At 70.5% G+C, this 26,588-nt stretch carries 20 protein-coding genes and 1 tRNA gene; 8 read left to right on the forward strand and 13 right to left on the reverse strand.

The annotated features are described in order from the left end of the window. The first annotated feature begins 117 nt into the window (after positions 1–117). Complete coding sequence (locus tag RB628_RS11680; protein ID WP_318320282.1) at positions 118–738, forward strand: Uma2 family endonuclease; 621 nt, start codon at positions 118–120, stop codon at positions 736–738. Positions 739–777: 39 nt separating this feature from the next. On the opposite strand, the gene RB628_RS11685 is transcribed toward RB628_RS11680, so the two are convergent. Next, entirely contained in the window at positions 778–1,455 is a 678-nt protein-coding gene (locus tag RB628_RS11685) for a TetR/AcrR family transcriptional regulator (RefSeq protein ID WP_318320283.1), read from the reverse strand. Then, positions 1,452–2,465, reverse strand: a complete 1,014-nt coding sequence (locus tag RB628_RS11690; RefSeq protein ID WP_318320284.1) for an acyl-CoA desaturase — start codon at positions 2,463–2,465, stop codon at positions 1,452–1,454. The genes RB628_RS11685 and RB628_RS11690 overlap by 4 nt, the downstream gene beginning before the upstream one ends. Before the next feature lie 321 nt (positions 2,466–2,786). Here RB628_RS11690 and ppc point away from each other — a divergent pair, with 321 nt between their 5' ends. Further along, positions 2,787–5,528 (forward strand): phosphoenolpyruvate carboxylase, encoded by a 2,742-nt coding sequence (gene ppc / locus RB628_RS11695; protein WP_318320285.1) that lies wholly within the window; start codon positions 2,787–2,789, stop codon positions 5,526–5,528. Between the two features lie 85 nt (positions 5,529–5,613). On the opposite strand, the gene RB628_RS11700 is transcribed toward ppc, so the two are convergent. The 8 genes from RB628_RS11700 to RB628_RS11735 form a co-directional block, all read right to left on the reverse strand. Next, positions 5,614–6,321 carry an LPXTG cell wall anchor domain-containing protein gene (locus RB628_RS11700; protein WP_318320286.1) on the reverse strand — a complete coding sequence of 236 codons (708 nt, stop codon included), beginning with the start codon at positions 6,319–6,321 and terminating at the stop codon, positions 5,614–5,616. A 124-nt stretch (positions 6,322–6,445) separates the two neighbouring features. Then, the gene (locus RB628_RS11705; RefSeq protein WP_318320287.1) at positions 6,446–6,952 is read right to left on the reverse strand and encodes a hypothetical protein; all 507 of its coding nucleotides are present in this window, start codon (positions 6,950–6,952) and stop codon (positions 6,446–6,448) included. A gap of 125 nt (positions 6,953–7,077) precedes the next feature. Continuing rightward, on the reverse strand, positions 7,078–7,680 hold the full coding sequence (gene pth, locus RB628_RS11710) for an aminoacyl-tRNA hydrolase (RefSeq protein WP_318320288.1): 603 nt from the start codon (positions 7,678–7,680) through the stop codon (positions 7,078–7,080). A gap of 70 nt (positions 7,681–7,750) precedes the next feature. After that, the gene (locus RB628_RS11715) at positions 7,751–8,335 is read right to left on the reverse strand and encodes a 50S ribosomal protein L25/general stress protein Ctc (RefSeq protein WP_318320289.1); all 585 of its coding nucleotides are present in this window, start codon (positions 8,333–8,335) and stop codon (positions 7,751–7,753) included. 241 nt (positions 8,336–8,576) lie between these two features. Continuing rightward, the gene (locus tag RB628_RS11720; RefSeq protein WP_318320290.1) at positions 8,577–9,560 is read right to left on the reverse strand and encodes a ribose-phosphate diphosphokinase; all 984 of its coding nucleotides are present in this window, start codon (positions 9,558–9,560) and stop codon (positions 8,577–8,579) included. 116 nt (positions 9,561–9,676) lie between these two features. Next, positions 9,677–11,125, reverse strand: a complete 1,449-nt coding sequence (gene glmU, locus RB628_RS11725) for a bifunctional UDP-N-acetylglucosamine diphosphorylase/glucosamine-1-phosphate N-acetyltransferase GlmU (RefSeq protein WP_318320291.1) — start codon at positions 11,123–11,125, stop codon at positions 9,677–9,679. Between the two features lie 116 nt (positions 11,126–11,241). Further along, a tRNA-Gln gene (locus tag RB628_RS11730) sits at positions 11,242–11,316 on the reverse strand. A 14-nt stretch (positions 11,317–11,330) separates the two neighbouring features. Next, a complete protein-coding gene (locus RB628_RS11735) occupies positions 11,331–12,191 on the reverse strand; it encodes a hypothetical protein (RefSeq protein ID WP_318320292.1) in 861 nt (286 codons plus the stop codon). Between the two features lie 178 nt (positions 12,192–12,369). Between RB628_RS11735 and RB628_RS11740 the strand changes: the two genes are divergently transcribed. Next, positions 12,370–13,683 carry a sensor histidine kinase gene (locus RB628_RS11740; RefSeq protein ID WP_318320293.1) on the forward strand — a complete coding sequence of 438 codons (1,314 nt, stop codon included), beginning with the start codon at positions 12,370–12,372 and terminating at the stop codon, positions 13,681–13,683. 218 nt (positions 13,684–13,901) lie between these two features. Here the strand turns inward: RB628_RS11740 and RB628_RS11745 are convergent, their stop codons facing one another. After that, a complete protein-coding gene (locus tag RB628_RS11745; protein WP_412180642.1) occupies positions 13,902–14,435 on the reverse strand; it encodes an SUKH-3 domain-containing protein in 534 nt (177 codons plus the stop codon). Positions 14,436–14,530: 95 nt separating this feature from the next. Continuing rightward, positions 14,531–15,118 (reverse strand): YwqJ-related putative deaminase, encoded by a 588-nt coding sequence (locus RB628_RS11750; protein ID WP_412180637.1) that lies wholly within the window; start codon positions 15,116–15,118, stop codon positions 14,531–14,533. A 353-nt stretch (positions 15,119–15,471) separates the two neighbouring features. Here RB628_RS11750 and RB628_RS11755 point away from each other — a divergent pair, with 353 nt between their 5' ends. The 3 genes from RB628_RS11755 (at position 15,472) to RB628_RS11770 (ending at position 21,074) form a co-directional block, all read left to right on the forward strand. Continuing rightward, positions 15,472–16,479, forward strand: a complete 1,008-nt coding sequence (locus RB628_RS11755; RefSeq protein WP_318320296.1) for an SMI1/KNR4 family protein — start codon at positions 15,472–15,474, stop codon at positions 16,477–16,479. A gap of 7 nt (positions 16,480–16,486) precedes the next feature. Beyond that, positions 16,487–20,017, forward strand: a complete 3,531-nt coding sequence (locus tag RB628_RS11765) for an SUKH-4 family immunity protein (RefSeq protein WP_412180638.1) — start codon at positions 16,487–16,489, stop codon at positions 20,015–20,017. Positions 20,018–20,177: 160 nt separating this feature from the next. Next, positions 20,178–21,074: a cellulose-binding protein gene (locus RB628_RS11770; RefSeq protein WP_318320297.1), complete on the forward strand. Its 897-nt coding sequence runs from the start codon at positions 20,178–20,180 to the stop codon at positions 21,072–21,074. Between the two features lie 19 nt (positions 21,075–21,093). On the opposite strand, the gene RB628_RS11775 is transcribed toward RB628_RS11770, so the two are convergent. Continuing rightward, positions 21,094–22,629, reverse strand: coding sequence for an MFS transporter (locus RB628_RS11775; RefSeq protein WP_412180639.1), 1,536 nt, complete (start codon positions 22,627–22,629; stop codon positions 21,094–21,096). Between the two features lie 426 nt (positions 22,630–23,055). Between RB628_RS11775 and RB628_RS11780 the strand changes: the two genes are divergently transcribed. Both RB628_RS11780 and RB628_RS11785 read left to right on the forward strand, forming a co-directional pair. Beyond that, a complete protein-coding gene (locus tag RB628_RS11780; RefSeq protein ID WP_318320299.1) occupies positions 23,056–23,844 on the forward strand; it encodes an ABC transporter ATP-binding protein in 789 nt (262 codons plus the stop codon). After that, positions 23,841–26,411 (forward strand): ABC transporter permease, encoded by a 2,571-nt coding sequence (locus tag RB628_RS11785; protein WP_318320300.1) that lies wholly within the window; start codon positions 23,841–23,843, stop codon positions 26,409–26,411. The genes RB628_RS11780 and RB628_RS11785 overlap by 4 nt, the downstream gene beginning before the upstream one ends. Positions 26,412–26,588 lie beyond the last annotated feature (177 nt).

Raw genomic sequence — 26,588 nt, forward strand, 5'->3', positions numbered from 1 at the left:
CAGCACCGCCTCCGACGTCAACCCCCGAAGGACTTACGGCGCGAACCACTTAGCGTTCGGGTGTCGCTTGTGCCGAAGTGGCGCCCGCGCCCACACTGAACGAGGAGGTGCTTCTTGATGACTGCTCTCGCGCATGAGGTGATCCCGGTGGTGACGAACGAGTCGGTCTCAGTCGACGAGATCCTCTGGGAGACCTGGAAGGCCATGGAGCTCCCCGAGGGCTACCGCGCCGAGATCATCGAGGGTGCCATCGAGGTGTCGCCAACAGGCCGCCGTCGCCATGCCGTAGTCATCAGCCGCACGCGGCGTGCTCTGGAAGCTCACCTGTCCGGCGGAGAGTACGTCGCGCACCAGGACGCCAATGTGATCCATCGGCGCAAGTCCTGGATCCCCGACCTCTTCCTCGGCCCCGAGGATCTTGACGAGATCCCTGACGAGGAGGGTCTCGGCGTCGACGCGGCAGGTGTTCCCATGGTCATCGACGTTGTCTCACCCGGCGCCCGGAGCGTCGAGCGCGACCGCGTGCGCAAGCGCCGTGAGTACGCGCGCGCCGGGATCGCCACCTACGTGATCATCGACGACTTCGACGGCGAGGGCGCCGTACTCGTCCTCACAGCGCCGAACCGGAAGAAGGCCACGTACGAGGACGAGCACCGAGTCCCCTACGGCACCGAAGCCGTCATCCCCAGCGGCCCCGCCAAGGGCTTCGTCATCGGCGAGGCGATCACCCGGGCCTGAAGCCCGAAGGGCGCCCGCCCCCTTGAACCCGTAGGGGACTCAAGCCTTCCGCCGCCCTATCAGGTGAGGCTTCGCCTCCAGCCCGTCCAGCCCGTGCCATGCCAGGTTCACCAGGTGTGCCGCCACCTCCGCCTTCTTCGGGCGGCGTACGTCCAGCCACCACTGGCCGGTCAGGGCGACCATGCCGACCAGGGCCTGGGCGTACAGCGGGGCCAGTTTCGGGTCGAAGCCGCGGCTCTTGAACTCGCGCCCCAGGATGTCCTCCACCTGGGTGGCGATGTCCGAGATCAGCGACGCGAAGGAACCCGTCGACTGGGGGATGGGGGAGTCCCGGACCAGGATGCGGAAACCGTCCGTGTGCTCCTCGATGTAGTCGAGAAGGGCGAAGGCGGCCTGTTCGCACAACTCACGCGGATGCCCTGCCGTCAGGGAGCTCGTCACCATGTCCAGCAGACGCCGCATCTCGCGGTCCACCACCACCGCGTAGAGGCCCTCCTTGCCGCCGAAGTGCTCGTACACCACCGGCTTGGAGACCCCGGCCTTGGCCGCGATCTCCTCCACCGACGTGGCCTCGAATCCCTTCGTGGCGAACAGCGTGCGGCCGACCTCCAGCAACTGGGCCCGGCGCTCGGCACCCGTCATCCGGGTGCGGCGGGGGCGCCGCGGTTTCTCATTGCTCGGAGTGCTGCTGGGGTCGGTCGCCACGCCGTCAATCATGCCGCCTCCACGGGCTCCTTCCGGCGTCGAGAGCCGTCCTGATCCGTGTTTCGACGGGAATCGATACGCGAGCGTGACGGCCAGCGCACGTCATAGGCCCATCCGAGCTTCTCGAACCAACGGATCAGCCGCGCCGAGGAGTCGAGCTGCCCGCGCATCACACCGTGCCGCGCCGACGTCGGGTCGGCGTGGTGCAGGTTGTGCCAGGACTCGCCGCACGACAGCACGGCCAGCCACCACACGTTCCCCGAACGGTCCCGCGACTTGAACGGGCGCTTGCCCACCGCGTGGCAGATGGAGTTGATCGACCAGGTGACGTGATGGAGCAGGCAGACGCGGACCAGGGAGCCCCAGAAGAAGCCCGTGAACGCGCCCCACCAGGACATCGTCACCAGCCCGCCGATCAGCGCGGGCAGCGTCAGCGACAGCATCGCCCACCAGATGAACTGACGGGAGACCGCCCGGATGTCCGGATCCTTGATCAGGTCGGGCGCGTACTTGTCCTGCGGAGTCTGCTCCTCATCGAACATCCACTCGATGTGCGCCCACCACAGGCCCCGCAGCAGCGCCGGAACCGTCTCCCCGAAACGCCACGGCGAATGCGGGTCGCCCTCCGCGTCCGAGAACTTGTGGTGCTTGCGATGGTCGGCCACCCAGCGCACCAGCGGCCCCTCCACCGCCATCGAACCGGCGATCGCCAGCGCGATCCGCAGCGGCCGCTTCGCCTTGAAGGCACCGTGGGTGAAGTAGCGGTGGAAGCCGATCGTGATGCCGTGGCAGCCCAGGTAGTAGAAGAAGACGAGCAGGCCGAGGTCCAGCCAGCTCACCCCCCAGCCCCAAGCCAGCGGCACCGCCGCCAGCACCGCCAGGAACGGGACGGTGATGAAGAGGAGAAGCGTGATCTGCTCGATCGAACGCTTCTGTTCGCCACCCAGTGTGGCCAAGGGCAGGGAGGAGTCGTCGGGCTTCTTCCCGGCGTCTTCGGTCGCATCGGAAGGTGAGGTGGTCATACGCATCCCCTGGGGGGTGATGGGTCTAGGTAGATGCCGGGACACGGAAACCAGGGGCGCCATCGGATCAGGCTCCCTACGGTTGCGTAACCTACGGCGTCGTAAGTATGTCAGCGCGTTGCCCGGCGGCAAGAGCCCGAAATCCTGCGCGTTCCTCTCGACACCTATCCTTGAGTCGGTCGGACAGCGCGGTCCGCTCTCTTTTCTTCCCGGATGCCCGGCCCCCATGCCGCCCGGCACCCGGTTCCGGGGCGGTTCGGCCGCCCGGACACCGGCCGGGTACCCTCCCGCCGAGCCTCCACACTGCAAGGAGCCGCACCTGTGAGCAGTGCCGACGACCATGGCCAGGTCACCACAACGACCAGCAGCGAGCTGCGCGCCGACATCCGGCGCCTGGGTGACCTGCTCGGAGAGACCCTCGTCCGCCAGGAGGGCCCCGAACTGCTGGAACTCGTGGAGAAGGTCCGCCATCTGACCCGCGAGGACGGCGAGGCAGCCGCCGAGCTGCTGCGCGGCACCGAGCTGGAGACCGCCGCCAAGCTCGTCCGCGCCTTCTCCACCTACTTCCACCTCGCCAACGTCACCGAGCAGGTGCACCGCGGCCGTGAACTGCGCGCCAGGCGCGCCGCCGAGGGCGGCCTCCTCGCCCGCACCGCCGACCGCCTCAAGGACGCCGATCCCGACCACCTGCGCGCCACGGTCAGGAACCTCAACGTCCGCCCGGTCTTCACGGCCCACCCCACCGAAGCGGCCAGACGCTCCGTCCTCAACAAGCTGCGCCGCATCGCCGCCCTGCTGGAGACCCCCGTCATCGAGGCGGACCGACGCCGCTACGACACCCGTCTGGCCGAGAACATCGACCTCGTCTGGCAGACGGACGAACTGCGCGTCGTACGCCCCGAGCCCGCGGACGAGGCACGCAACGCCATCTACTACCTCGACGAACTGCACGCCGGCGCCGTCGGCGACGTACTCGAGGACCTCACCGCCGAACTGGAGCGCGTCGGCGTCAGGCTCCCCGACGACACCCGCCCCCTCACCTTCGGCACCTGGATCGGCGGCGACCGCGACGGCAACCCCAACGTGACCCCGCAGGTCACCTGGGACGTCCTGATCCTCCAGCACGAGCACGGCATCAACGACGCCCTGGAACTGATCGACGAGCTGCGCGGCTTCCTCTCCAACTCGATCCGCTACACGGGCGCCACCGAGGAACTCCTGGAGTCCCTCCGGGCCGACATCGAACTGCTGCCCGAGATCAGCCCCCGCTACAAGCGCCTCAACGCCGAGGAGCCCTACCGGCTCAAGGCCACCTGCATCCGCCAGAAGCTCGAGAACACCAAGCAGCGCCTGGCCAAGGGCACCCCGCACCAGCCCGGCCGCGACTACCTCGGCACCGGCCAGCTCCTCGCGGACCTCACCCTCATCCAGACCTCCCTGCGCGAACACCGCGGCAGCCTCTTCGCCGACGGCCGCCTGGACCGCACGATCCGCACCCTCGCCGCCTTCGGCCTCCAGCTCGCCACCATGGACGTACGCGAACACGCCGACGCCCACCACCACACCCTCGGCCAGCTCTTCGACCGCCTCGGCGAGGAGTCCTGGCGGTACGAGGACATGCCCCGCGAGTACCGCAACAAGCTCCTCGCCAAGGAACTGCGCTCCCGCAGGCCGCTCGCCCCCACCCCGGCGCCCCTTGACGCGGCCGGCACCAGGACGCTCGGCGTGTTCGAGACCGTCAAGAAGGCCCTCGCCGTCTTCGGACCCGAGGTCATCGAGTCGTACATCATCTCGATGTGCCAGGGCTCAGACGACGTCTTCGCCGCCGCCGTGCTGGCCCGCGAGGCCGGGCTCATCGACCTGCACGCCGGCTGGGCCAAGATCGGCATCGTGCCCCTCCTGGAGACCACCGACGAGCTCAAGGCCGCCGACACGATCCTGGAGGACATGCTCTCCGACCCGTCCTACCGGCGCCTCGTGGCACTCAGGGGCGACGTCCAGGAGGTCATGCTCGGCTACTCGGACTCCTCCAAGTTCGGCGGCATCACCACCTCGCAGTGGGAGATCCACCGCGCCCAGCGCCGCCTGCGCGACGTGGCCCACCGCTACGGCGTCCGGCTCCGGCTCTTCCACGGCCGCGGCGGCACCGTCGGCCGCGGCGGCGGCCCCTCGCACGACGCGATCCTCGCCCAGCCCTGGGGCACCCTGGAAGGCGAGATCAAGGTGACCGAACAGGGCGAGGTGATCTCCGACAAGTACCTGGTCCCCTCGCTCGCCCGCGAGAACCTCGAACTGACGGTCGCCGCGACCCTCCAGGCCTCCGCGCTGCACACCTCCCCCCGCCAGTCCGACGAGTCCCTCGCCCGCTGGGACGCGGCCATGGACCTCGTCTCCGACGCGGCCCACTCGGCCTACCGCCGCCTCGTCGAGGACCCCGACCTCCCGTCGTACTTCTTCGCCGCCACACCCGTCGACCAGCTCGCCGACCTGCACCTCGGCTCGCGCCCGTCCCGCCGCCCCGACTCCGGCGCCGGCCTCGACGGCCTCCGCGCCATCCCGTGGGTCTTCGGCTGGACCCAGTCACGGCAGATCGTGCCCGGCTGGTTCGGCGTCGGCTCCGGCCTCAAGGCCCTGCGCGAAGCCGGCCTCGACACCGTGCTCGACGAGATGCACGAACAGTGGCACTTCTTCCGCAACTTCGTCTCCAACGTCGAGATGACCCTCGCGAAGACCGACCTGCGCATCGCCCAGCACTACGTCGACACCCTCGTCCCCGACGACCTCAAGCACGTCTTCGACACCATCCGCGCCGAACACGAACTGACGGTCCGTGAAGTCCTCCGCATCACCGGCGAGGACAAGCTCCTGGAAGCCAACCCCGTCCTCCAGCAGACCTTCACCATCCGCGACGCCTACCTGGACCCCATCTCCTACCTCCAGGTGACCCTCCTCAAGCGCCAGCGCGACGCCGCGGCAGCGGGCGCCGACCCTGACCCGCTCCTCGCCCGCGCCCTGCTCCTCACGGTCAACGGGGTCGCCGCGGGCCTGCGCAACACCGGCTGACCGTTCCGTTCCCTTCGGTCCGGAACGTGACGATGCCCCCCGTGCGCCTGAGCGGCACGGGGGGCATCGTCATGCCGTACGCGGGTCAGTTGCCGGCTGCGCTCCGGCGGCGCAGCACCAGGTAGCCACCGGTGCCGACGAGCGCGAGCGCGGCGGCGGCCAGCAGACCCGTCGGGGCGCTGCTGCCGGTCTCCGCGAGATCACCCGCGCCGCCCTGAGCGGAAGGGGACGCGGACGGGTCCGCCGTCGTGCCGGAACCGGCCTCGGACGCGCTCGGGGAGGCCGCCGCCCCGTCCGGATCCGCCGACGAGGGCGACGAAGAAGGGGACGACGTAGGCGACGACGAGGAGGACGGTGTCGCGCCGCCCCCCTCAGTACCCCCGGGGGCCGCGCAGTCCGTCCAGAACATCTTGTGCTTGGCGGCGCCGTTCTCGCCCTCGAAGTTCCAGAACAGCTTGTAGTGCCCGTCGGGCAGCGACAGGTCCTCCGTACGGCCGTGGCCCTCGGCGTCCAGGGTGATCTCGCCGGACTTCACCGTCTCGCCCTTGGTCGCGGCGGTCGGGGCCCACGCCTCGATGTGCCAGTCGACCTCCTGGACGGCGTCGAAGCCGAAAGCGTCGAGGTAGAAGGTGCAGACGTGGGGCTCGTTGTGGTGGAGCGCCTCGTCGGTGGTGGCGTCGTGGATCTTGACGGTGCCGTTGTCACCGGAAGCGGTGGCGTGGGCGGCCGGGGCCAGGAACAGGGTGGCCGAGACGCCGGCGGTCAGCGCGCCGGCGCGGATGAGGGTGCGCATGGGGCAGTCCATCTTCGAGAATCGAGCGGGGAAGATGTGGAGGGGGCGGCTCAGCATGGTGCCCTGCCTGACCTGCGGTCAATCACGAACAGAGAACGAACGGATTCTCCACAGCCGAATCCGCTCAGAGCGCCACAAAAGCCGCCGTCAGCAGTGCGATCCCCGAACCGGCCATCACCCATCCCGCCCGCGTCAGCCCCAGCCCGCCCGCCACCACGACCGACGCGAGCAGCAGCCCGCCGCCCAGCGGGGACCACGCGTACAACATGCCCGCCGGCCCGGAACGTACGACATCACTGCTGCCCGGCTTCACCACGACCGAGTACGTCCGGCCCTCCCGCACCCCGACCGACGCATCCAGGACGACCCGCTCCCGGGCCCTCGACCCCACCGAGACGGGCTGGTAAGAACCCGTGCACGCCTCGTCGCCGCACGCCGACACCGTTATGGTCCCCTGCTCGCGCCCCTTGCTGAGCATCACGTGCTGAGCCGTCCCCCAGGACGCCCACACACCCGCGATCAGGATCAGCGCAGCGACCGTACCCATCGCCGCGAACCGCCCGAGCCGCCCAAGACGCCCGAGCCGCAGGGTGGCGGAGGCGGGCTTGGCGCGGTGGGCGGAGGCTGGCATGGCCGGGATCATTGGCCATGGTCGGGCGATCGGTCAACTCCTGCCCGGCAAAGTCACGAGTTGTACCCACGTATCTCCCGCGCCGGCCCGGGTCCGCTCCAGGCCTCTTCCGCGCTTCTTCCGCCTCAGGAGTTGTACGTGCTCTGCGTCCGCTCCAGCCCCTCCGTCACCAGACACTCCACCGAGTCCGTCGCCCGGTCCACCAGGTAGTCCAGCTCCTTGCGCTCCGCCGACGAGAAGTCCTTCAGCACGAAGTCGGCCACCTGCATACGGCCCGGAGGACGCCCGATCCCGAACCGCACCCGGTGGTAGTCCGCACCCATCGCCTTCGTCATCGACTTCAGACCGTTGTGCCCGTTGTCCCCGCCGCCCAGCTTCAGCCGCAGGATCCCGTAGTCGATGTCCAGCTCGTCATGGACAGCCACGACCTGGCCGAGCGGCACCTTGTAGAACTCGCGCAGCGCGTTCACAGGCCCCCCCGACAGGTTCATGTACGACATCGGCTTCGCCAGGATCACCCGACGGCTCGCCGGACCGGGCGGCCCGATGCGCCCCTCGACGACCTGTGCCTGCGCCTTCCCGGCCCGCTTGAACTTCCCGCCGATCCGCTCCGCCAGCAGGTCGGCCACCATGAACCCCACGTTGTGCCGGTTCATCGCGTACTCCGGCCCGGGATTGCCGAGCCCCGCGATCAGCCAGGGGGCGCCCACGTCGGTCGTCACGTCCATCTCTCCTTGATACGCGTCGGCCGCCGCCCCTGGTGGGAGCGGCGGCCGACGGACGAAGACTCCGGGGGAATCAGGCCTCGGTGGTCTCGGCCTCGCCGTCGGCGGAGGCTTCCTCCGCCTGTGCGGCCAGGACCTGGAGGACGACCGCGTCCTCGTCGATCGCCAGCGTGGTGCCCTCGGGCAGCGGGATGTCCTTGGCGAGGAGGGAGGCGCCGGCCGCCAGGCCCGCGATGGACACGGTGACGGACTCGGGGATGTGCGTGGCCTCGGCCTCGACGGTCAGCGTGCTCAGCACGTGCTCGAGCAGGTAGGCGCCGGGGGCCAGGTCGCCCTCGGTGTGGACGTAGACCTCGACGGTGACCTTCTCGCCGCTCTTCACGGTGAGCAGGTCGACGTGCTCGAGGAAGCCCTTCAGCGGGTCGCGCTGCACGGCCTTCGGGATCGCCAGCGCGGTGCGGCCCTCGATGTCCAGGGTGAGCAGGACGTTCGGGGTACGCAGGGCGAGCTGGAGCTCGTGGCCCGGCAGTGCGATGTGGACGGGGTCCGCGCCGTGGCCGTAGACGACCGCGGGAACCTTGGCCTCGCGGCGGATGCGGCGGGCGGCGCCCTTGCCGAACTCGGTGCGGGGCTCGGCGGTGAGCTTTACCTCGGACATGCTTTTCACTCCTCGTACGGGTGAGAGACGGACAGGTCACCCGGCCACGAACGGCCTGCTACGAAGAGCGCGTCGATAACGGATCACCGGCCCGTGGGCAACACGGGCACGGCCTCCCTCGCCGAGCAACCTCAACAGAGTACTCGGCGGGGGAGGCCGCAGAAAAGTTGATCATGCAGAACCGATTTGGCAGTTCCTGCGGGAACGAAAACCGCAGGTACGAGACCCGAACCCGCCGGTCCTACTGCTCGTCGAACAGGCTCGTCACCGAACCGTCCTCGAACACCTCACGCACCGCACTCGCGATCGTCGGCGCGATCGACAACACCGTGATCTTGTCCAGATCACCGCTCAGCTCACCCGGCGTCGGCAGCGTGTTCGTGAACACGAACTCACTCACCCGCGAGTTCTTCAGACGATCGGCGGCAGGCCCGGACAGCACACCGTGCGTGGCGGTGACGATGACATCCTCCGCACCGTGCGCGAACAGCGCGTCCGCCGCCGCACAGATCGTCCCACCGGTGTCGATCATGTCGTCGACCAGCACGCACACACGCCCCTTGACCTCGCCCACGACCTCGTGGACGGTCACCTGGTTCGCCACGTCCTTGTCACGACGCTTGTGCACGATCGCCAGCGGCGCACCGAGACGGTCGCACCAGCGGTCGGCCACCCGCACCCGGCCCGCGTCCGGCGAGACGACCGTCAGCTTGCCCTTGTCCACCTTGTCGCCCACATAGTCCGCGAGCAGCGGAAGCGCGAAGAGATGATCGACCGGACCGTCGAAGAAGCCCTGGATCTGATCCGTGTGCAGATCCACGGTCAGGATGCGGTCCGCACCCGCCGTCGCCATCAGGTCCGCGACCAGACGCGCCGAGATCGGTTCACGCCCACGGTGCTTCTTGTCCTGTCGCGCGTAACCGTAGAACGGCACGATCACGGTGATGGAACGAGCCGACGCACGCTTCAGTGCGTCGATCATGATCAACTGCTCCATGATCCACTGATTGATCGGAGCCGTGTGGCTCTGGATCACAAAGCAGTCCGCGCCACGCGCCGACTCCTCGTAACGGACGTAGATCTCACCGTTCGCGAAGTCGAAGGCCTTCGTCGGGACAACCCCGACCCCCAACTGCTGGGCGACCTCCTGGGCAAGCTCGGGGTGGGCGCGGCCGGAGAAGAACATCATCTTCTTCTTCCCGCCGGTCGTCTTGGTCCCGGTCACAGCACTGTCTCCTCAGAGGTGTCTCAGCCGTGATCAGCCCTGGGAGGCCTGTTCAGCTGGGGGTGTGCGGGTGTGCACCTATCACGGTAGCCCGAGTCGGACCCACGCGTTTCCGGTCACCTTTCGACGCCCCGCTCCCGGGAAGCGGCCTCGGCCGCCCTCGCCGACGCGCTCCCCGGACGCTTGCGAGCCACCCAGCCCTCGATATTCCGCTGCTGGCCACGGGCCACGGCCAGCGAACCGGGCGGCACATCCTTCGTGATCACCGACCCGGCCGCGGTGTACGCACCATCTCCGACCGTGACAGGCGCCACAAACATGTTGTCCGAACCCGTCCTGCAGTGCGACCCGACGACGGTGTGATGCTTGTCCTGGCCGTCGTAGTTCACGAACACACTCGCGGCGCCGATGTTCGTGAACTCACCGATCGTCGCGTCCCCGACATACGACAGATGCGGCACCTTCGTCCCGTCACCGATCGACGTGTTCTTCGTCTCGACGTACGTACCGATCTTGGACTTCACACCGAGGCGGGTTCCGGGACGGAGATAGGCATACGGCCCCACGGTGGCCTGCGCCCCCACCACGGCACCATCGGCAACGGTGTTGTCCACCCGCGCCCCCGCCCCCACCCGGGTGTCCCTCAACCGAGAGTTGGGCCCGACCTCCGCACCCTCCGCGAGGTGGGTCGACCCCTGGAGCAGCGTGTTCGGATGGACGATCGAGTCCTGCTCGAAGGTCACCGTCACATCGACCCACGTACTGGCCGGATCGATCACACTCACCCCGGCGAGCATCGCCTCCGTCAACAGCCGGTCGTTCAGAATCCGGCGCGCCTCCGCCAGCTGCACCCGGTTGTTGATCCCGGCGATCTCACGATGATCGGCGGCCACACAGGCCCCGACCCGATGCCCGGCCTCACGCAGAATCCCCAGCACATCGGTGAGGTACTCCTCACCCTGACTGTTGTCCGTCCGCACCTTCCCCAGCGCCTCCGCGAGCAACCGCCCGTCAAAGGCGAAGACACCGGAGTTGATCTCACTGATCGCCCGCTGCGAGTCGGTCGCGTCCTTGTGCTCCACGATCGCCGTCACGGCCCCCGACGCCCCGTCCCGCACGATCCGCCCGTACCCGGTCGCGTCCGGCACCTCGGCCGTCAGCACGGTCACGGCGTTGCCGTCACCGGAATGGGTCGCGGCGAGCGCGCGCAGGGTGGCCCCGGTGAGCAACGGGGTGTCGCCACAGACGACGACAACAGTCCCGTCGACGGTCCCGCCAAGCTCTTCGAGCCCCATGCGTACGGCGTGACCGGTGCCGTTCTGCTGCGCTTGGTGGGCGGTGCGGATGCCGGTGTCGGCCTCGGCCAGACGGGCGGTGACCTGCTCACGGGCGTGCCCCACGACGACGACCAGGTTCTCGGGGTCCAACTCGCGGGCGGCGGCGAGCACATGGCCCACCAGGGAACGGCCACAGAGCTCGTGCAGGACCTTGGGTGTGGCCGACTTCATACGGGTGCCCTCACCCGCTGCGAGTACGACTACGGCGGCGGGGCGATTGGCGCTCACGGGGTGTGCCCTTCGGCTGCGGAGGGGGGCGGGGCGGACATCCGCAGGATACCGGGGGGTTTCGTGGAGGACATGAGTAAGGGCCCTGACTGAGCAGTCAGGACCCGAACTGAGTATGGCTCCCCCGCCAGGACTCGAACCTGAAATACACCGTCCAAAGCGGAGTGTGTTGCCGATTACACCACGGGGGATTACCGGGGGAAGCCTACGCGGTTCGCCGCTCGGCCTCCACCACCATGCCAGACCACCATCCCTCGATACGGCGGTACAAGTCGGCCCCCTTTAGGACCCTGACGGCCAAGCACCCCCGGTAGGAGTCGCCGACGTTCTTCCGGATCGTCTTGGGGTTGTGCTTCTTGAGGGTCGTCTTGTAGAACGCGGATCGGTCGGCACCCACGAGATCGGCCCAGTACTGCTCGGCTGCGGCTACGTCCGCGGTCTCGTGGATCATGACGCTGTAGCGCAGGCGCTCGCGCTCAACCCCGAGAAGGTCCAGCCAGGCCCCGAAAACCTTGATCATGCCGGGATCACTGTTGACGAAGATGACGTTCTCTCGACGGGCGTAGGGCTTGTCCTTGCCGCCTTCGGCCCAGTAGAGCGCGATGCCTGTCATGAACAAGTCGCGATCGGACATCTCGCCGATTTCCTGAGATGCCGCCGCCTTGGTCCGCTGCCGTTCCTCGCCCCGTACCGCCAGTTCGTGCTCCCACCGTTTCCGGCCCGCCAGCTTCGCCTGCTCCGTGGGATCCCGCCGCTCCGGCTTCGGCAGGTCCCGTACCCACAACGAGATCGAGCTCTTCGAACACCCCAGCTCCACCTGGATCCGGTCGTACGTCCAGCCCTGGAGCCGGAGTTCCCTCGCCCGGTGCCTCAGGTCGTCCTTCGCGTTCGGGCGCTTCGTCCAGTCCGGGGGCGGCTCGCCCTCCAGGAGGCGGTTGAGGATGTCGTTGTTGTGGACGCGAAGCTGGTCGCGGATCTGGCGGCGGCTGAGGCCCTCCCGCCGCAACTCCACCGCCCGCTCCCGCAACCCCTCGAAATCCGCGTACTTGCCACATGCATGTTCCATGGGCAAACCCTCGGGGCGGAATCATCGCTTCCGGGGTCGAACGGTGCGCGATTCAGCAGTTCGAGGGATTCTGGTGGGTTTCGCTTCTGTTCGATTGTGGTCGTGAGGGGTGGTGTGGTGTAGGCCAGTCGTCGAAACTCGCCGGAAAAGCGGGGGGTGGCGAACGTAGGCTGGTCGCATGACCACGACGGGGGAAGACCACACCGCGGCCTTGACCGGGCCTTGGTGGTGGACCAGGTGGCGCAGTGCGGTGCTTGACGCGGGCCTCGCGTTGCTGTCCGCCGGGGAGTGCGCGGCGGAGGGGATCCCCTTCGCCAGGGACGCGGGGATTCCGGTGTCCGCCGGGATGGTGTTCGGGCTTGTTGCCGGGTCGGTGTTGTTGCTGCGGCGGCGGTGGCCGATCGCGGTCGTGCTGGTGGCCATCGCCATTACGCCGGCCCAGATGGGCTTTCTGATGGGCGTCGTCGGGCTGTACACGCTCGCCGCTTCCGAGCTGCCCCGGCGGATCATCGGGGCGTTGGCGGGGATGGCGATGGTGGGGACGCTCATCGTGACGTTCGTGCGGTCGCATCAGGGCATGGCGGACGGGAGTCTGAAGATCGGGGACTGGTTCGTTCCCGTGGTCGCCATCACGACGTCCCTGGGTGTCACCGCGCCGCCGTTGCTTCTGGGGCTGTATGTGGGGGCTCGTCGGCGGCTGATGGAGAGTCTCCGGGAGCGGGCGGACAGTCTGGAGCGGGAGCTTCAGTTGTTGGCGGAGCGGGCCGAGGAGCGGGCGGAGTGGGCGCGTAACGAGGAGCGGACGCGTATCGCCCGTGAGATGCATGACGTGGTCGCGCACCGGGTGAGTCTGATGGTGGTGCATGCCGCGGCTCTGCAGGCTGTTGCCCGGAAGGACCCTGAGAAGGCTGTGCGGAACGCGGCTCTGGTGGGGGACATGGGGCGGCAGGCGTTGACCGAGTTGCGGGAGATGCTCGGGGTGTTGCGTTCGGGGGAGGGGCTGGAGCGGCGGGTGCAGGGTGTGCCGTTGGCGGCGGTGGGGGTGGCCGCTGCTGTGGCTGCGTCTCGTGTCGCGGAGGGTGATGACGGTGCGGGGGACGGGCCTTGTCTGTCGGAGTTGGAGGAGTTGGTCGGGCAGTCGGCGGCTGCGGGGATGGTTGTGGATCTGTCGGTGGAGGGGGATGCGCGGTTGTACGGCGCGGAGGTGGAGCAGACGGCGTATCGGGTGGTGCAGGAGGCGTTGACGAACGTCCACAAGCATGCGGCGGGTGCGAAGACGTACGTACGGCTGGCTCATCGGGGTGGTGAGGTGGCGATGCAGGTGGAGAACGAGCCGCCGCCGGAGCCGGTGTCGGGGGCGTCGGTGCGGTTTCCGTCGGGTGGCAACGGGCTGCTCGGGATGAGGGAGCGGGTTGCCGCTCTGGGCGGTGTTTTCGTGTCGGGGCCGACGGAGGCCGGGGGGTTTCGGGTGTCGGCGGTCATTCCGGTCTAGGCCCGGTCCAGGGCCGGTCCAGGCCCGGGGCCTGTTCGGCGGATCGGGTCGGAGGACGGCTGCAGCGCCGAATGGGCACAGGTGCGGGGCGGGTGAGGGCCCCGCGCGCAGTTCTTCGAGTGTGGGGGAGTCGGCAACCGGCGACAACGCCGCTGGGGTTTCCGCTCTCGGGGGGCGTGCTGAGTCCCGCGTCTTCGGCGTGGTCCGTCGGACGGGCCTCAGGGGGCTGTCAGGCGTACCGGTTGCAGGCCGGCGACCAGGGTGACCAGGGCCTGGTCGAGGTCGGGGCCGAGGTACCAGTCGCCGGTGTGGTCGAGGGAGTAGACGCGGCCTTCTGTGTCGATGGCGAGGAGGGACTGGGTCTCGGGTTCCTCGCCGAGGGGACAGACCTCGGTGTCGAGGGCGCGGCCGAGGTCGGCGAGGGTGCGGGCCAGGTGGAGGCCGTGCAGGGGGTCGAGGTGCAGGGCGGTGGGAGCGATCTGGCGGCCGGGGCCGGGGGGTGTGATGTGGAGGCCGCCGAACTCCGCCCAGGCTTCCACGGCGGCGGGGAAGACCGCGTGGCGGTGTCCGGCGGGGGAGGTGTGGCCGCGCAGGGCGTCGGCCCAGATCTCGGCCTGCTTTATGTCCCAGCGGCCGGGCTGCCATCCGGCGGCGCGCAGTGCGGCGTCGACGGCTACGGGGAAGCGGGATGGGGGTCCCCCGGGCCCGAGCGGAGTCGGGGGATTGGGGAAGGAGGTGCGGTCGGTGTGCATCTGCCCTTCGATCGTTGAGGTCATGGGCCGGCGTGTGTGGTGCGGCGCCGTCGTGCGGTGGTGCGCGGGGGTGGGGGCCCCGGGTGGGGTGGGTGTCAGCGGGTGGGTGCCGACGGGTCGACTATGCGGACGCCGAAGTGGGCGCTGAGTGCTGTGCAGGAGCGGCAGGGCGCGGCGAAGCTGCCGTGGAGGGGGTCGCCGTCCTCGCGGATGCGGCGGGCGGTGAGTTTGGCTTGTTTGAGTGCTCTGCGGGCTTCGCCGTTGGTCATGGGTTTGCGGGCGGCGCGTCGGCTGCGGGCCTCGTCGGCGACGGTGATGTGCCGGGATATGAGGAGTGCCTCGGCGCAGCGGCCGGTGGAGCGGTCGCGCTGGGTGCTGGCGAGGGTGTCCAGGAAGTCCTGGACGAGGGGGTGCAGGGCGGGTGGCTGGTCGCCGCGGGCGGCGGTGCCGGTGAGGGTGGCGCCGCGTACGGAGAGGGCGGCGGCGACAGTGGGGAGTATGCCGTCGCGGCGGTGGCGGAGGGTGGGGACGCGGGGCGTCTCGTTGGTGCTCCAGCCGACGCGTGGGTCGCCGCCGAATCTGCCGGTCGTACCGGGCATTCCGGGCGTGGGTGTTCCTGTGGTGCCTGTGGTCGGCTGTGCCGCCGGCCTTCCCGCCGGCCTTCCTGTCTGTGTCGCGTTCATGATCTTCATCCCCTCGGTGCCTTCCCCCGTGCATCCCCTCGGCGGACACAGAGTGCCAAATGGCGTGGCTGGTGCGGTAGCTGGGGCGGTGTGACACGCCCGGGCTTCGTCGCACCGTCACGACAGGGTGACGGCAGGTCACGGAACCGGGGGGCCGGTGACTGGTGCCGGTGACCGGTGTCGGCGTACCGCATAGGCTGTCGGGCAGCCGCGATTCGCAGCGCCGTCCGGGCCGCTGTCCGTACTGATGTGCTGACAGGTGGTACGGGGGTGATGCGACGTGACGTGATGTGACACACGTACTGGTCGTACTGATGTACAGGCCTGACAGAACGCCGCAGGGGGCAACCGCCATGACGACAGGTCGGCTCGGGCATCGAGCCGTGCCGCCGAACGCGGCCTATGCCGGGCAGGTCGTGCACTTCCCGGATCCGGTACGGGCCACCCGGCACCCGAGAGGGGTGCGGGTCGACGAGGGCGGTTATCCCGACTTCTCGCTCTACGCGCGTGCGGTGGCGGAGATCGCCGAGCCGCCCGAGGGCTTCGGTGTCGACGAACTGCGGCTGACGGACTACGTGTCGGCGAACGCGGCGCTGGCCGCGTCCGGGCACGAGCTGTGGGACACGGTTCCGGCGGTGGCGACCCCGCACGGCTGGACCTGGCACCACGTACCGGGCGGGCGGCGGCTGGAACTCGTGCCGGTCGAGGTGAAGGCGCTGCTGCGGCATCACGGCGGGATCGCGACGTCGGCCGTCGACCAGCACAAGCGGGGTACGCGGCCCCTGCAGGAGACGCGGCCCGCGCATTTCGCGCTGCCGAAGTCGGCGGTGGCGGTGACCGAGCACCAGGTGCAGGGTGTCGAGGAGGACCTCGGCTACCGCCTGCCGGGTGCGTACCGGTCGTTCCTGAAGGCGGCGGGCGGGTGTGCGCCGGTGGGCGCGGCGCTCGACGCCGAGCTGGGGCTGCTGCTGGACCAGCCGTTCTTCACGGTGCGGGACGAGGCGGCGGTGAACGACCTCGTGTACGTCAACAAGTGCCTGCGTGATCATTTGACGAAGGACTATCTGTGCGTCGGCTTCGTGCAGGGCGGTCTGCTGGCCGTGAAGGTGAGGGGTGAGCGGCTCGGTTCGGTGTGGTTCTGCGCGTACGACGACGCGCGGGACGTCGATCCGACGTGGCCGCCGGCCGACCGGGTGCAGCGGCTGCTGCTGCCGTGCGGCGACGACTTCGACCAGTTCCTGTCGCGGCTCGCGGGCAACCCGCCGGAGCTGGAGACGGTGGCGAACCTGATGGTGGACGGCGGCTTCGCGCGTGCGGTGCCAGTGCCTACGGCGTCTTCGGTGTCTTCGGTGGGGGAGTGACTGACCGATGGTGACCTTCGCGCAGGCGCAGGAGCGCGCCGAGGAATGGGTCAACGGGGACGTGCCGTCGTATCAGCACCGGGAGGTGCGGGTACGGGAGTTCGAGCTCGGGTTCGTGGTCTGGGCGGAGGACCGCGTGGAGGGTCCGCGTTCGGACGGGGGCGCGCAGCGGCTGGTCCTCGCCCGGGACAGCGGCGAGGCCACGCTGTGGCCGGCCCTGCCGGTGGGTGAGGTGATCCGCCGGTACGAGGAGGAGTACGGCCGCGCGGCCTCCGTCGAGGACGCGGTACCCGCGCCTCCGGCGCGGGTCGACCTGAACCAGACGTCGTTCCTGCTGACTCCGCCGGAGTGGTTGCAGGAGGCGGCGGACAGGCTGGGGATTCCGGATCGGCGGGCGGACGCGGGTGCGGGTGCGGGTGCCTCCGGCGGTGGTGCGGAGGGGGCTGCCTCGGCTGCGTCCCCGTCTCCCCCGGTTTCCGTGGCCTCGTCGGCCCGAGAGCCGATGGACGCGGTGCCGCCGGCGGGGGCCACGCCCTGGACCGGGACCGACACCACCAGCGTGGACGCGGGCGAGGACCGCTCCGTACCGCTGCCGGCGACCGTGTTCTCGCCGCCACTGGGCGACGAGGAGCGCGATGACGTTCCGCGTCCGCGGGATTCCTTCAACGGGGCCCCGGGGGCAGGTAGTTCGGCGCAGGGTCAGCAGAGTCAGCCGGGTGGGCCTGGTGTGTCGGGTGGGTTGAGTGGGCCGGGTTGGTCAGGTGGGCTGGATGGGCCGGGTTCGCAGGGCGGGCTGGGCGTGTCGGGTGCGCCGGGTCGACCGGCGGCGCCGGGACCGCAGGGTCAGCCGGGTGGGCCTGGTGTGTCGGGTGGGTTGAGTGGGCCGGGTTCGCAGGGCGGGCCTGGTGTGTCGGGTGCGCCGGGTCAGCCGGGTGAGCCGGGTTCGTCGGGTTCGCTGGGACCGCAGGGGCAGCCCGGTGCGGTGGGTGCTTCGGGGTACGGGTATCCGCTGGGGGCGAGTGGGCCCTCGTACGGATATCCGCCCGGTGCGCCGAATCCGCCTGGGCGGCCGCTTGCGCCCAACGCCGGTGACATCGCCGACGCGGCGACCAGCAAGGCGCCGCCGCCGCGTGGTGCCCGGGGCGGCGGTGCGAGCGCCCCGCCTCCGCCGGGTGCGCCGGGAACTCCGGGCGGGCGTCCGGGGATTGTGCCTCCGCCGCCGGGGGCTGCCGGTTCTGCGGGTGGGTACGTGCCTACGCAGCTTGTGTCGGCGCTCGGGGCTGAGGCGGGCGCGGGGGCCGCGGGGGCTGGTGGATCGGGCTCTGGCGCTGCTGGCGGCGCGTCTGGTGATCCGCATCAGTCCGGTGGTCCGCAGTCGCCTGGCGGTCAGAATGCTCCGGGTGCTCCGAATCCGTCCGGTGCTCCCGACTCGGTCGGCGGTGCGCCTCCTGGGGGCGTTCACCAGGCCGCGACGATGTTCTCCGGACCCGGGCGGGCCGGTGGGCCCGGTGCGCCTCAGCCTCCGGGTGCGCCTGGTGCGTCGGGTGCGTCTGGTCGGCTTGGTGTGTCCGGTGTGCCGCAGTCCTCGGGTCCGCCGAACCCGCCCGGCGCTCCGTTGCCTCCGGGTGCACCTGGCGTCCCGAACCGGCCCGGCGTTCCCAACTCGCCCGGGGGTACCCCTCCGGAGGGTGTCCACCACGCCGCGACGATGTTCGCCGACCCGAGTCAGGGCGGCGCCCCCAACGCGCCCCGCCCGCCGGGCGCCCCTGGCGCTCCCCAGCCTCCGGGTGCCCCTGGCGCTCCCCAGCCTCCGGGCGCCCCTGGCGCTCCCCAGCCTCCGGGTGCCCCCGGTGCGTCAGGCGTACCGTCTCCTCCCGGTGCCCCCGGTGCCCCCGGTGCCCCCGGTGCCCCCGGTGCCCCCGGTGCCGTGCACCGCGCCGAGACCATGCTGGCCGGTCCTCCGGTCGGCGCCCCCGGTGCACCTCCGCCGCCCAGGGCCCCTGGTGCCCCCGGCATCCCCAACGCGCCGCGCTTCCCCGCAGGTCCGGGCACTGCCGGCGCCCCCGGTGCGCAAGGTGCCCCCGGCGCTCCGGGTACGCCCGGTTTCCCCGGCGTTTCCGGTGCTCAGGGCGGCGGCGCCAACACGCCCCGCCCGCCGGGCGCCCCAGGTGCTCCCCAGTCTCCCGGTGCGCCTGGCGTTCCCGGCGTTCCTGGTGGCCCGGGCACCCAGGGCGTCCCCGGTACCCCCGGCACGCCCCCGAACGCCCTCCAGCCCCCCATGCCCCCCGGCGGGACGCCCCCGCCCCCCGGCGGTCGGCCGGCGCCCGGTATGCCCGCCCCCGGCGGTCAGCCTGCCCCGGGTATGCCCACCCCCGGCGGTCAGCCCACTCCAGGGATGGCCGGCCCGGGTATGCCCGCCCCCGGCCCGGTTGCCCCCGGTTTCGCGCCTCCTTCTCCGTCGGTGCCCACCCCGGGCTTTCCGTCGCCGGGCGCCCCCGGCCTCTCCGCGTCTCCGCCCGCTCCTGGCCCCCAGGCCCCCTCCTACGGCTACCCTCCGCCCGGGCAGCCCACGGTCGGGCCCGGCTACCAGGCCGTTCTTCGCTACCGGGCCCCCGACGGGGCCGAGCAGCAGGTGATCCGGCGTTCCGCGCCGGGGACGCCGCATCCGGAGTGGCAGATCTTCCACGAGCTGCGGGCGATGAACATTCCGCCGGACCAAGTCCTCGAACTGCACACCGAGTTGGAGAGCTGCGAGCTGCCGGGTGCCTACTGCGCGCGCATGATCCGCGAGCAGTGGCCGAACGCCCGGATCACGAGCATCGCCCCCTACGGCACCGATCACGCGAGCCGTCAGCAGGGCATGGCCCAACTCCTCGCGCACCAGGGCGAGTTGCACCAGGTGGCGGACGGTCCGGCGCGCCCGGGGCCGGTACGTACGCCGCTTCCGCCCGTGCAGCCCGCGCCGCCGGTCCCGCCGGAGGCGGTCGCGCAGGAGCTGGCCGGGGCGTTCGGGCCCGGGGTGTTCCGGTTCGACCAGGCGGCGGTATCGCGGCAAGGGGTGCCGCCGATCGTGGCGCACACGCTGGTCGTCGCCGGGCTGCCCGCCGACATGGGGCCGTTCTTCTGGGCGCAGGCCCAGCCGGGGCGGCCGGTGCCGACGCTTGCCGAGCTGGCGCAGGAGCGCGGGGTGCGGCCGGCGTCGGACGCGGGGTCGTACCTCGTCATGGGCAGCGACTTCGGCAAGGCGATCTGCGTGCAGTACGGGACGGCGAACATCGTCGCGGTGCCCGTGGAGGCGGGGCCCGGCGGGGCGCCCGTACCGCCGCAGTTCGTGAACACGGGGCTGCCCGAGTTCGCGCGGTGTCTCGCGCTGCTCGGCCGTATGTGGCGGCTGCGGTACGGCCTGAACCAGGAGCAGGCGGGCCGCTGGACCGTCGACTTCCAGGCCCAGCTCGCCTCCCTGGACCCGGCGGCGCTCGGCTCCCCGGAGAGCTGGTGGTCGGTGCTGCTGGAGGAGATGTGGGACGGGTTGCTGTAACCCGCTGAGTGCGGAGGGAGGGGGTGGCGGCCGGACGGCCGCCACCCCCTCCGTCATGTCGGCCGTGACCCGACCCGGAGTGTCGCGTTAGGCACATTTCACCCCAATCCATCAAGATGTGCGCGAAATCATTACTTCGTACGCGGAGAGGGGTTGCAGGATGAGCATCGCAGCGATGTCGAACGGTTTCGTGGCCGGCTTCGGGGCCGGACGGGGGCGCGGTTACCGGCCCGAACAGGTCGACGCGTACGCCGCCGCGCTCTCCGCGGAGCGGGACGTGGCCTGGGAGCGGGCCGCTCGGCTGACCGTGCTCGCCAGGGAGATGGCGGCGGAGTCGGGGCGGCTGCGGGAGGCCGTCGCGCGGCTCGCCCCGCAGACGTACGACAGTCTTGGTGAACGCGCCCGGCGGCTTTGGGAGTTGGGCGCAGAAGAGGCCGACGCCGTGCGGGAGCGGGGGCGGAGCGAGGCGCGGCAACTGGTCGCGGCGGCAGAGGCCCGCGCCGACGCCCTGCGGGAGGCCGCGGACGCCGCCGCCGGGACCGTACGGACCGAGGCCGAGGAACGTGCCCGGCACCGGCTGCTCGCCGCCCGCGCCGAGGCGGACGAGATCCGGATCGGCGCCCGGCGGGACGTCAAGGAGGGGCGGGGCGAGGCGCTGGCCGCGCTGCGCGAGATGCGGCTGCGGACCTCCGGGCTGCTCGCCGAGCAGGAGAAGGAGTACGCCGAGCGGTGGGCCGCGGAGGAACGGCTCGCCGCCGAGCGCGAAGTCGCCCTGGACACACGGCACATGGGGCGGGTGGCAGCCGCCGAGGCCGCGCTGTCCGAGGCGAGGCGGGCCTTCGCGGAGGCTGAGGAATCGGTCGGGCGCACCGAGGAGGACGCACGCGTCCGCGCCGCGGAGATCCTTGCCGAGGCCCGCGCCCAGGAGGACCGCCTCGCCCGCGAGACGGAGCGGGTGCTGCGGGAGCACGGGGAGGAGTGGGACGACGTGCAGGCCCACATGGACCACGTGCGCAGCAGCCTGACCGCGCTCACGGGGCGGGCGGCGGCTGAATGAGCACTGCGAAGGCCGGCCGTCAGGGGCTGTCCTCCAGTACCGGGAACCGGCGTGGCGCCAGTACCAGCAGGGCCACGAAGGCCAGCGCCGCCGCCCCGGCCGCCCCGAAGTACACCGCGTGCACCGCGTCGGCGATCGCCCGCCGGGTCGCCTCAGGTGCGGTACCCGCCCCCAGCGCCCGCGTCACGGAGTCCAGATCGCCCGACCCGCCCAGCCGGGACGCCAGTACGCCGTTGGCCACCGCGCCGAACAGGGCCGCGCCGATCGTCTGGCCGGTCTGGCGGCAGAAGAGCACCGACGCCGTCGCCGTGCCGCGTTCCGACCAGCCGACCGTCGACTGGACGCCGACTATCAGCGGGAGTTGGAAGAGACCCAGGGCGCCACCGAGCAGCAGCATCAGGAGTGTGGGCTGCCAGGCGGAGCCGGGGTAGGGGAGGAAGGGGAACGCCAGCAGGATCAGGGCCGCCGCGCCGATGCCCAGCATCGCCGTGTCGCGGAAGCCGATCCTGCGGTACACGTGCTGGCTCAGCGCCGCCGACACTGGCCAGCTCAACGTCCATACGGTCAGCACGAATCCGGCGGCTGCCGGGGCGAGGCCCAGTACCGACTGGGCGTACGTCGGCAGGAACACCGTCGGGGCCACCATCAGCAGGCCCAGCGCGCCCAGCGCGAGGTTGACCGCCGCGATCGTGGGGCGCCGCCACACCCACCCGGGGATGATCGGCTCCGCCGCCCGGCGTTCGATCACGACCACGAGCAACGCCAGCGCAAGTCCCGTACCGAAGAGGGCGGTCGACGGCGCCGACAGCCAGGGCCAGCCGATCCCGCCCTGGACGAGGGCCGTCAGCAGCACGCCGCCGCATACGAACACCGCCAGGGCGCCCGCCCAGTCGATGCGCGGGCGGGGGCCGGAGGTGTCGCGCTGCGGTTCGTGGAGGTGGCGGGCCAGGAGCCACATCGCCACCGCGCCGACGGGCAGGTTGACGAGGAAGATCCAGCGCCAGCCGGCGTAGGCCGCCAGAATCCCGCCCACCGCGGGGCCCGCCACCGCCGAGGTCGCCCATACGGTCGACAACTTGGCCTGGATCTTCGGGCGTTGCTCCAGTGGGTAGAGGTCTGCGGCGAGGGTCTGGACGGTGCCCTGGAGGGCGCCGCCGCCCAGGCCCTGGATGATCCGGAACGCGATCAGCGCGCCCATGTTCCAGGCCAGCGCGCACAGCAGCGAGCCGAGGAGGAACAGGGCGCTGCCCGCTATCAGGACCGGTTTGCGGCCGAAGGTGTCGGAGAGTTTGCCGTACACCGGGAGGGTGACCGTGACGGCCAGCAGATAGCCCGAGAACAGCCAGGAGAAGACGGAGAAGCCGCCGAGGTCGCCGACGATCTGCGGTACGGCGGTCGACACGATGGTGGAGTCGAGTGCGGCCAGTGCCATCGAGAGCATGAGCGCGGCGACGACGGCTCCCCGTTTCTCGGTTCCGGTTCGCCGCCGTGCGGTGTCGCCTGTCGCGGGTCCTGTACGGCGGCTGCTGCCCACCGGATTCCTTTCCCCCTGCATCTATCTGCCGCCGACCACTCTGCCACTTGCCCCTCCCGCGGCGGGAGGGTGGAGTCTGGCTGGGCCGAGGGGTGGAGGCGACCCCGAGATCCGCTCCACCTAGGGGCGGACTGCCCCTAGGGGTACCTCCGTACTTCGGCTCGGGGAGGGTTCGTACCGGCGGAGGACGAGACGGGGCCACTCCCGTCCTTAACCTGGCTTTATGCCGTCGGGGCGGCGTTCCTGACCTTCGGGGGTGGGGTTTACCCCCGAAGGAGACTGGGCCGGGCACCAGAGACCCGGACCCCCTCCCACCAGCAGACTCATTCGTACAGCGCAGGGAAGTCCGCAGAGCGATCCGCAGGGCAGCCCGCAGGGTGATCCGCAGAGCGACGTATCACCCGGCATCAGTGCGTGCTTACCACTGACCGACTTAGGGGACACACCATGACATCGGCTGCAGCAATCACCAGGCACGGGGGCACTGGAGGGCGTACGGCCGTTGCCGCACGGGCGCGACAGGTCGTGAAGGCGTACGGGTCCGGTGAGACCCGCGTCGTCGCCCTGGATGCCGTGGATGTGGACATCGCGCGGGGGCAGTTCACCGCGATCATGGGACCCTCGGGGTCCGGCAAGTCCACCCTCATGCACTGCCTCGCCGGGCTCGACACCGTGACGTCCGGGCAGATCCACCTCGACGACACCGAGATCACCGGGCTCAAGGACAAGAAGCTGACGCAACTGCGCCGGGACCGGATCGGGTTCATCTTCCAGGCGTTCAACCTGTTGCCGACGCTCAGCGCGCTGGAGAACATCACGCTCCCCATGGACATCGCGGGCCGCAAGCCGGACAAGGGCTGGCTGGCGCAGGTCGTCGAGACCGTCGGGCTGGCGGACCGGCTCAAGCACCGGCCCAACCAGCTCTCCGGCGGTCAGCAGCAACGCGTCGCCGTGGCAAGGGCGTTGGCCGCGCGGCCCGAGATCATCTTCGGCGATGAGCCGACCGGAAACCTCGACTCCCGTGCGGGTGCCGAGGTGTTGGGCTTCCTGCGCCGCTCGGTGGACGAGCTCGGCCAGACCATCGTGATGGTCACGCACGACCCGGTCGCCGCCTCGTACGCCGACCGCGTGCTGTACCTGGCCGACGGGCGGATCGTCGACGAGATGTTCCGGCCGACCGCCGACAGCGTCCTCGACCGTATGAAGGACTTCGACGCGCGGGGGCGTACGTCATGACTGTGCTGAAGACCTCGATGCGCAACTTTTTCGCGCACAAGGGCCGGATGGTCCTCTCGGCGGTGGCCGTGCTGCTGTCGGTGGCGTTCGTGTGCGGGACCCTCGTCTTCACCGACACCATGAACACGACGTTCGACAAGCTCTTCTCGGTCACCTCCCCCGACGTCACGGTGTCGCCGAAGGCGGCCAAGAACGACGAAACCCCGCAGAACGGGGTGCCCGAGTCGCTGCCGGCCTCCGTGCTGGCGAAGGCTCAGCAGGCCCAGGGCGTCAAGTCGGCCGAGGGCGCGGTCGTTTCGATGAACGTGACTGTCGTCAACAGCGAGAACGAGAACATGGGGTCCAGTACCGGGGCGCCGACCTTCGCGGGCAACTGGACGCGCAACGACCTGCGTTCGATGGAGATCACCAGCGGTCACGCTCCCCGCGGGCCCACCGAGGTGATGGTCGACGCGGACACAGCCGACAAGCACCACCTGAAGATGGGCGACGAGCTTCGTACCATCGCGCAGTCCGGTGACGTCACCGCGCGGATCGTCGGCATCGCCACCTTCAAGGTGACCAACCCCGGTGCCGCCGTCGTCTACTTCGACACCGCCACCGCACAGCGTGAACTCCTCGGCGCCACCGGCCGGTTCAGCCAGCTCAACGTCACGGCGGCCGACGGGGTCACCGACACGCAGCTCAAGCAGAACGTCACCCAAACCCTCGCGGCCAGTGGCGCGTTCAAGGTGCAGACGCAGAAGGAGTTCTCCGACGAGAGCCGTGAGGGCGTCGGCGAGTTCATGAACGTCATCAAGTACGCCATGCTCGGCTTCGCCGGGATCGCGTTCCTGGTCGGTATCTTCCTGATCATCAACACCTTCTCGATGCTGGTCGCCCAGCGGACCCGTGAGATCGGCCTGATGCGGGCGATCGGTTCCTCCCGCAAGCAGGTCAACCGGTCCGTGCTCGTGGAGGCGCTGCTGCTCGGCTTCGTCGGATCGGTCCTCGGTGTCGGCGCGGGGGTCGGCATCGCGATCGGCCTGATGAAGCTGATGTCGATGGCCGGGATGAACCTGTCCACCGACGACCTCACCGTCAAGGCGGCCACCCCGGTGATCGGCCTCGTCCTCGGTGTCGTCGTCACCGTCCTCGCCGCCTACCTCCCCGCCCGCCGCGCGGGCAAGGTCTCCCCGATGGCCGCGCTCCGCGACGCCGGCACCCCGGCCGACGGCAAGGCGGGCGTCGTACGGGGTCTCATCGGCCTCGTCCTGACGGGAGCGGGTGCCTACGCCCTCTACCTGGCCGCCACCGCCGACAAGGCGAGCGACGGCTCGATGGTCCTCGGCGCGGGCGTCGTGCTCACGCTCCTCGGGTTCGTGATCATCGGCCCGCTCCTCGCGGGCGGTGTCGTACGGGCGCTCAGCGCCGTGCTGCTGCGGGGCTTCGGCCCCGTGGGCCGGCTCGCCGAACGCAACGCACTGCGCAACCCGCGCCGCACGGGCGCCACGGGGGCGGCCCTGATGATCGGCCTCGCGCTGGTCGCCTGCCTGTCGGTGGTCGGCTCGTCGATGGTCGCCTCGGCGACGAGCGAGCTGGACGCGTCGGTCGGCGCGGACTTCATCGTCCAGGGCAACCAGCGGATCGTGCCGCAGGCGGAACAGGCGATGCAGAGCTCGCCCGGCCTGACCCACGTCACCCGCTACAAGGAGGTCGAGGTCACCCTGACCCCGCCCGACGGCAGGGCCGAGAAGACCCAGCTGACGGCCGCCGACCCGACGTACGCCTCCGACCTGCGCCGGACCACGATCTCGGGCACGCTGAGCGCCGCGTACGGCAAGGACGCCATGTCGGTGGGCTCCGGGTACGCCAAGGACCACGGTGTGAAGGTCGGCGACACGATGACCGTCGCCTTCAAGGGCGGCTCGACGGCGAAGCTCAGGGTCGCCGCGGTCACGGACGACGACGTGGCGATCGACAAGGGCTCGCAGTACCTGTCCATCGCGACGATGGAGAAGTACCTGCCGGCCGACAAGATCCCGCCGAACAGCCTGATGTTCGCCTCGGCGAAGAAGGGTGAGGAGAAGGCGGCCTACGCGGCGCTGAAGAAGGCCCTCGACCCCTACCCGCAGTACCAGGTCCGCGACCAGACCGACTACAAGCAGGAACTGAAGGAGCAGATCGGCCAGCTCCTGAACATGGTGTACGGGCTGCTCGCCCTGGCGATCGTGGTAGCGGTGCTCGGTGTCGTGAACACCCTCGCCCTGTCGGTGGTGGAGCGGACGCGGGAGATCGGTCTGATGCGGGCGATCGGTCTGTCGCGGCGCCAGCTGCGCCGGATGATCCGGATGGAGTCGGTGGTGATCGCACTCTTCGGCGCGCTGCTGGGGCTCGGCCTGGGGATGGGCTGGGGGGCGACGGCTCAGCGGCTGCTGGCACTGGAGGGGCTGAAGGTCCTGGAGATTCCCTGGCTGACGATCATCGGTGTGTTCGTCGGGTCGGCCTTCGTAGGGCTGTTCGCGGCGCTGGTGCCGGCGTTCAGGGCGGGGCGGATGAACGTGCTGAACGCTATCGCTACGGACTGACTGACCAGGGGGAACGGGGAACGGGGGAGGGCCCGGTGCCGGGGAGTCTGTGTACTCCCCGGCACCGGGCTTCGTACGTGTCCTCGCCCCCGCCGCCCCTGCCCGTCCCATCACTGGGGGCTGCCGCCCCCAGACCCCCCGCCACGGCCCTGGAGGGGCCTCGTCCGCAAACGCCGG

The sequence above is a fragment of the Streptomyces sp. ADMS genome (assembly GCF_033441795.1).
In the GTDB taxonomy this organism is placed as follows: domain Bacteria; phylum Actinomycetota; class Actinomycetes; order Streptomycetales; family Streptomycetaceae; genus Streptomyces.

Excerpts from the sequence above, each read along its gene's own strand:
- RB628_RS11680 (WP_318320282.1), top strand. The coding sequence starts at position 118 with ATGACTGCTCTCGCGCATGAGGTGATCCCGGTGGTGACGAACGAGTCG.
- RB628_RS11690 (WP_318320284.1), bottom strand. The coding sequence starts at position 2,465 with ATGACCACCTCACCTTCCGATGCGACCGAAGACGCCGGGAAGAAGCCC.
- pth (WP_318320288.1), bottom strand. The coding sequence starts at position 7,680 with ATGGACGTGACGACCGACGTGGGCGCCCCCTGGCTGATCGCGGGGCTC.
- RB628_RS11745 (WP_412180642.1), bottom strand. The coding sequence starts at position 14,435 with ATGCACACCGACCGCACCTCCTTCCCCAATCCCCCGACTCCGCTCGGG.
- RB628_RS11765 (WP_412180638.1), top strand. The coding sequence starts at position 16,487 with ATGGTGACCTTCGCGCAGGCGCAGGAGCGCGCCGAGGAATGGGTCAAC.
- RB628_RS11700 (WP_318320286.1), bottom strand. The coding sequence starts at position 6,321 with ATGCGCACCCTCATCCGCGCCGGCGCGCTGACCGCCGGCGTCTCGGCC.
- RB628_RS11705 (WP_318320287.1), bottom strand. The coding sequence starts at position 6,952 with ATGCCAGCCTCCGCCCACCGCGCCAAGCCCGCCTCCGCCACCCTGCGG.
- RB628_RS11735 (WP_318320292.1), bottom strand. The coding sequence starts at position 12,191 with ATGGAACATGCATGTGGCAAGTACGCGGATTTCGAGGGGTTGCGGGAG.
- RB628_RS11770 (WP_318320297.1), top strand. The coding sequence starts at position 20,178 with ATGAGCATCGCAGCGATGTCGAACGGTTTCGTGGCCGGCTTCGGGGCC.
- RB628_RS11785 (WP_318320300.1), top strand. The coding sequence starts at position 23,841 with ATGACTGTGCTGAAGACCTCGATGCGCAACTTTTTCGCGCACAAGGGC.
- RB628_RS11755 (WP_318320296.1), top strand. The coding sequence starts at position 15,472 with ATGACGACAGGTCGGCTCGGGCATCGAGCCGTGCCGCCGAACGCGGCC.
- RB628_RS11685 (WP_318320283.1), bottom strand. The coding sequence starts at position 1,455 with ATGATTGACGGCGTGGCGACCGACCCCAGCAGCACTCCGAGCAATGAG.
- RB628_RS11750 (WP_412180637.1), bottom strand. The coding sequence starts at position 15,118 with ATGAACGCGACACAGACAGGAAGGCCGGCGGGAAGGCCGGCGGCACAG.
- RB628_RS11775 (WP_412180639.1), bottom strand. The coding sequence starts at position 22,629 with ATGCAGGGGGAAAGGAATCCGGTGGGCAGCAGCCGCCGTACAGGACCC.
- RB628_RS11780 (WP_318320299.1), top strand. The coding sequence starts at position 23,056 with ATGACATCGGCTGCAGCAATCACCAGGCACGGGGGCACTGGAGGGCGT.
- RB628_RS11740 (WP_318320293.1), top strand. The coding sequence starts at position 12,370 with ATGACCACGACGGGGGAAGACCACACCGCGGCCTTGACCGGGCCTTGG.
- RB628_RS11715 (WP_318320289.1), bottom strand. The coding sequence starts at position 8,335 with ATGTCCGAGGTAAAGCTCACCGCCGAGCCCCGCACCGAGTTCGGCAAG.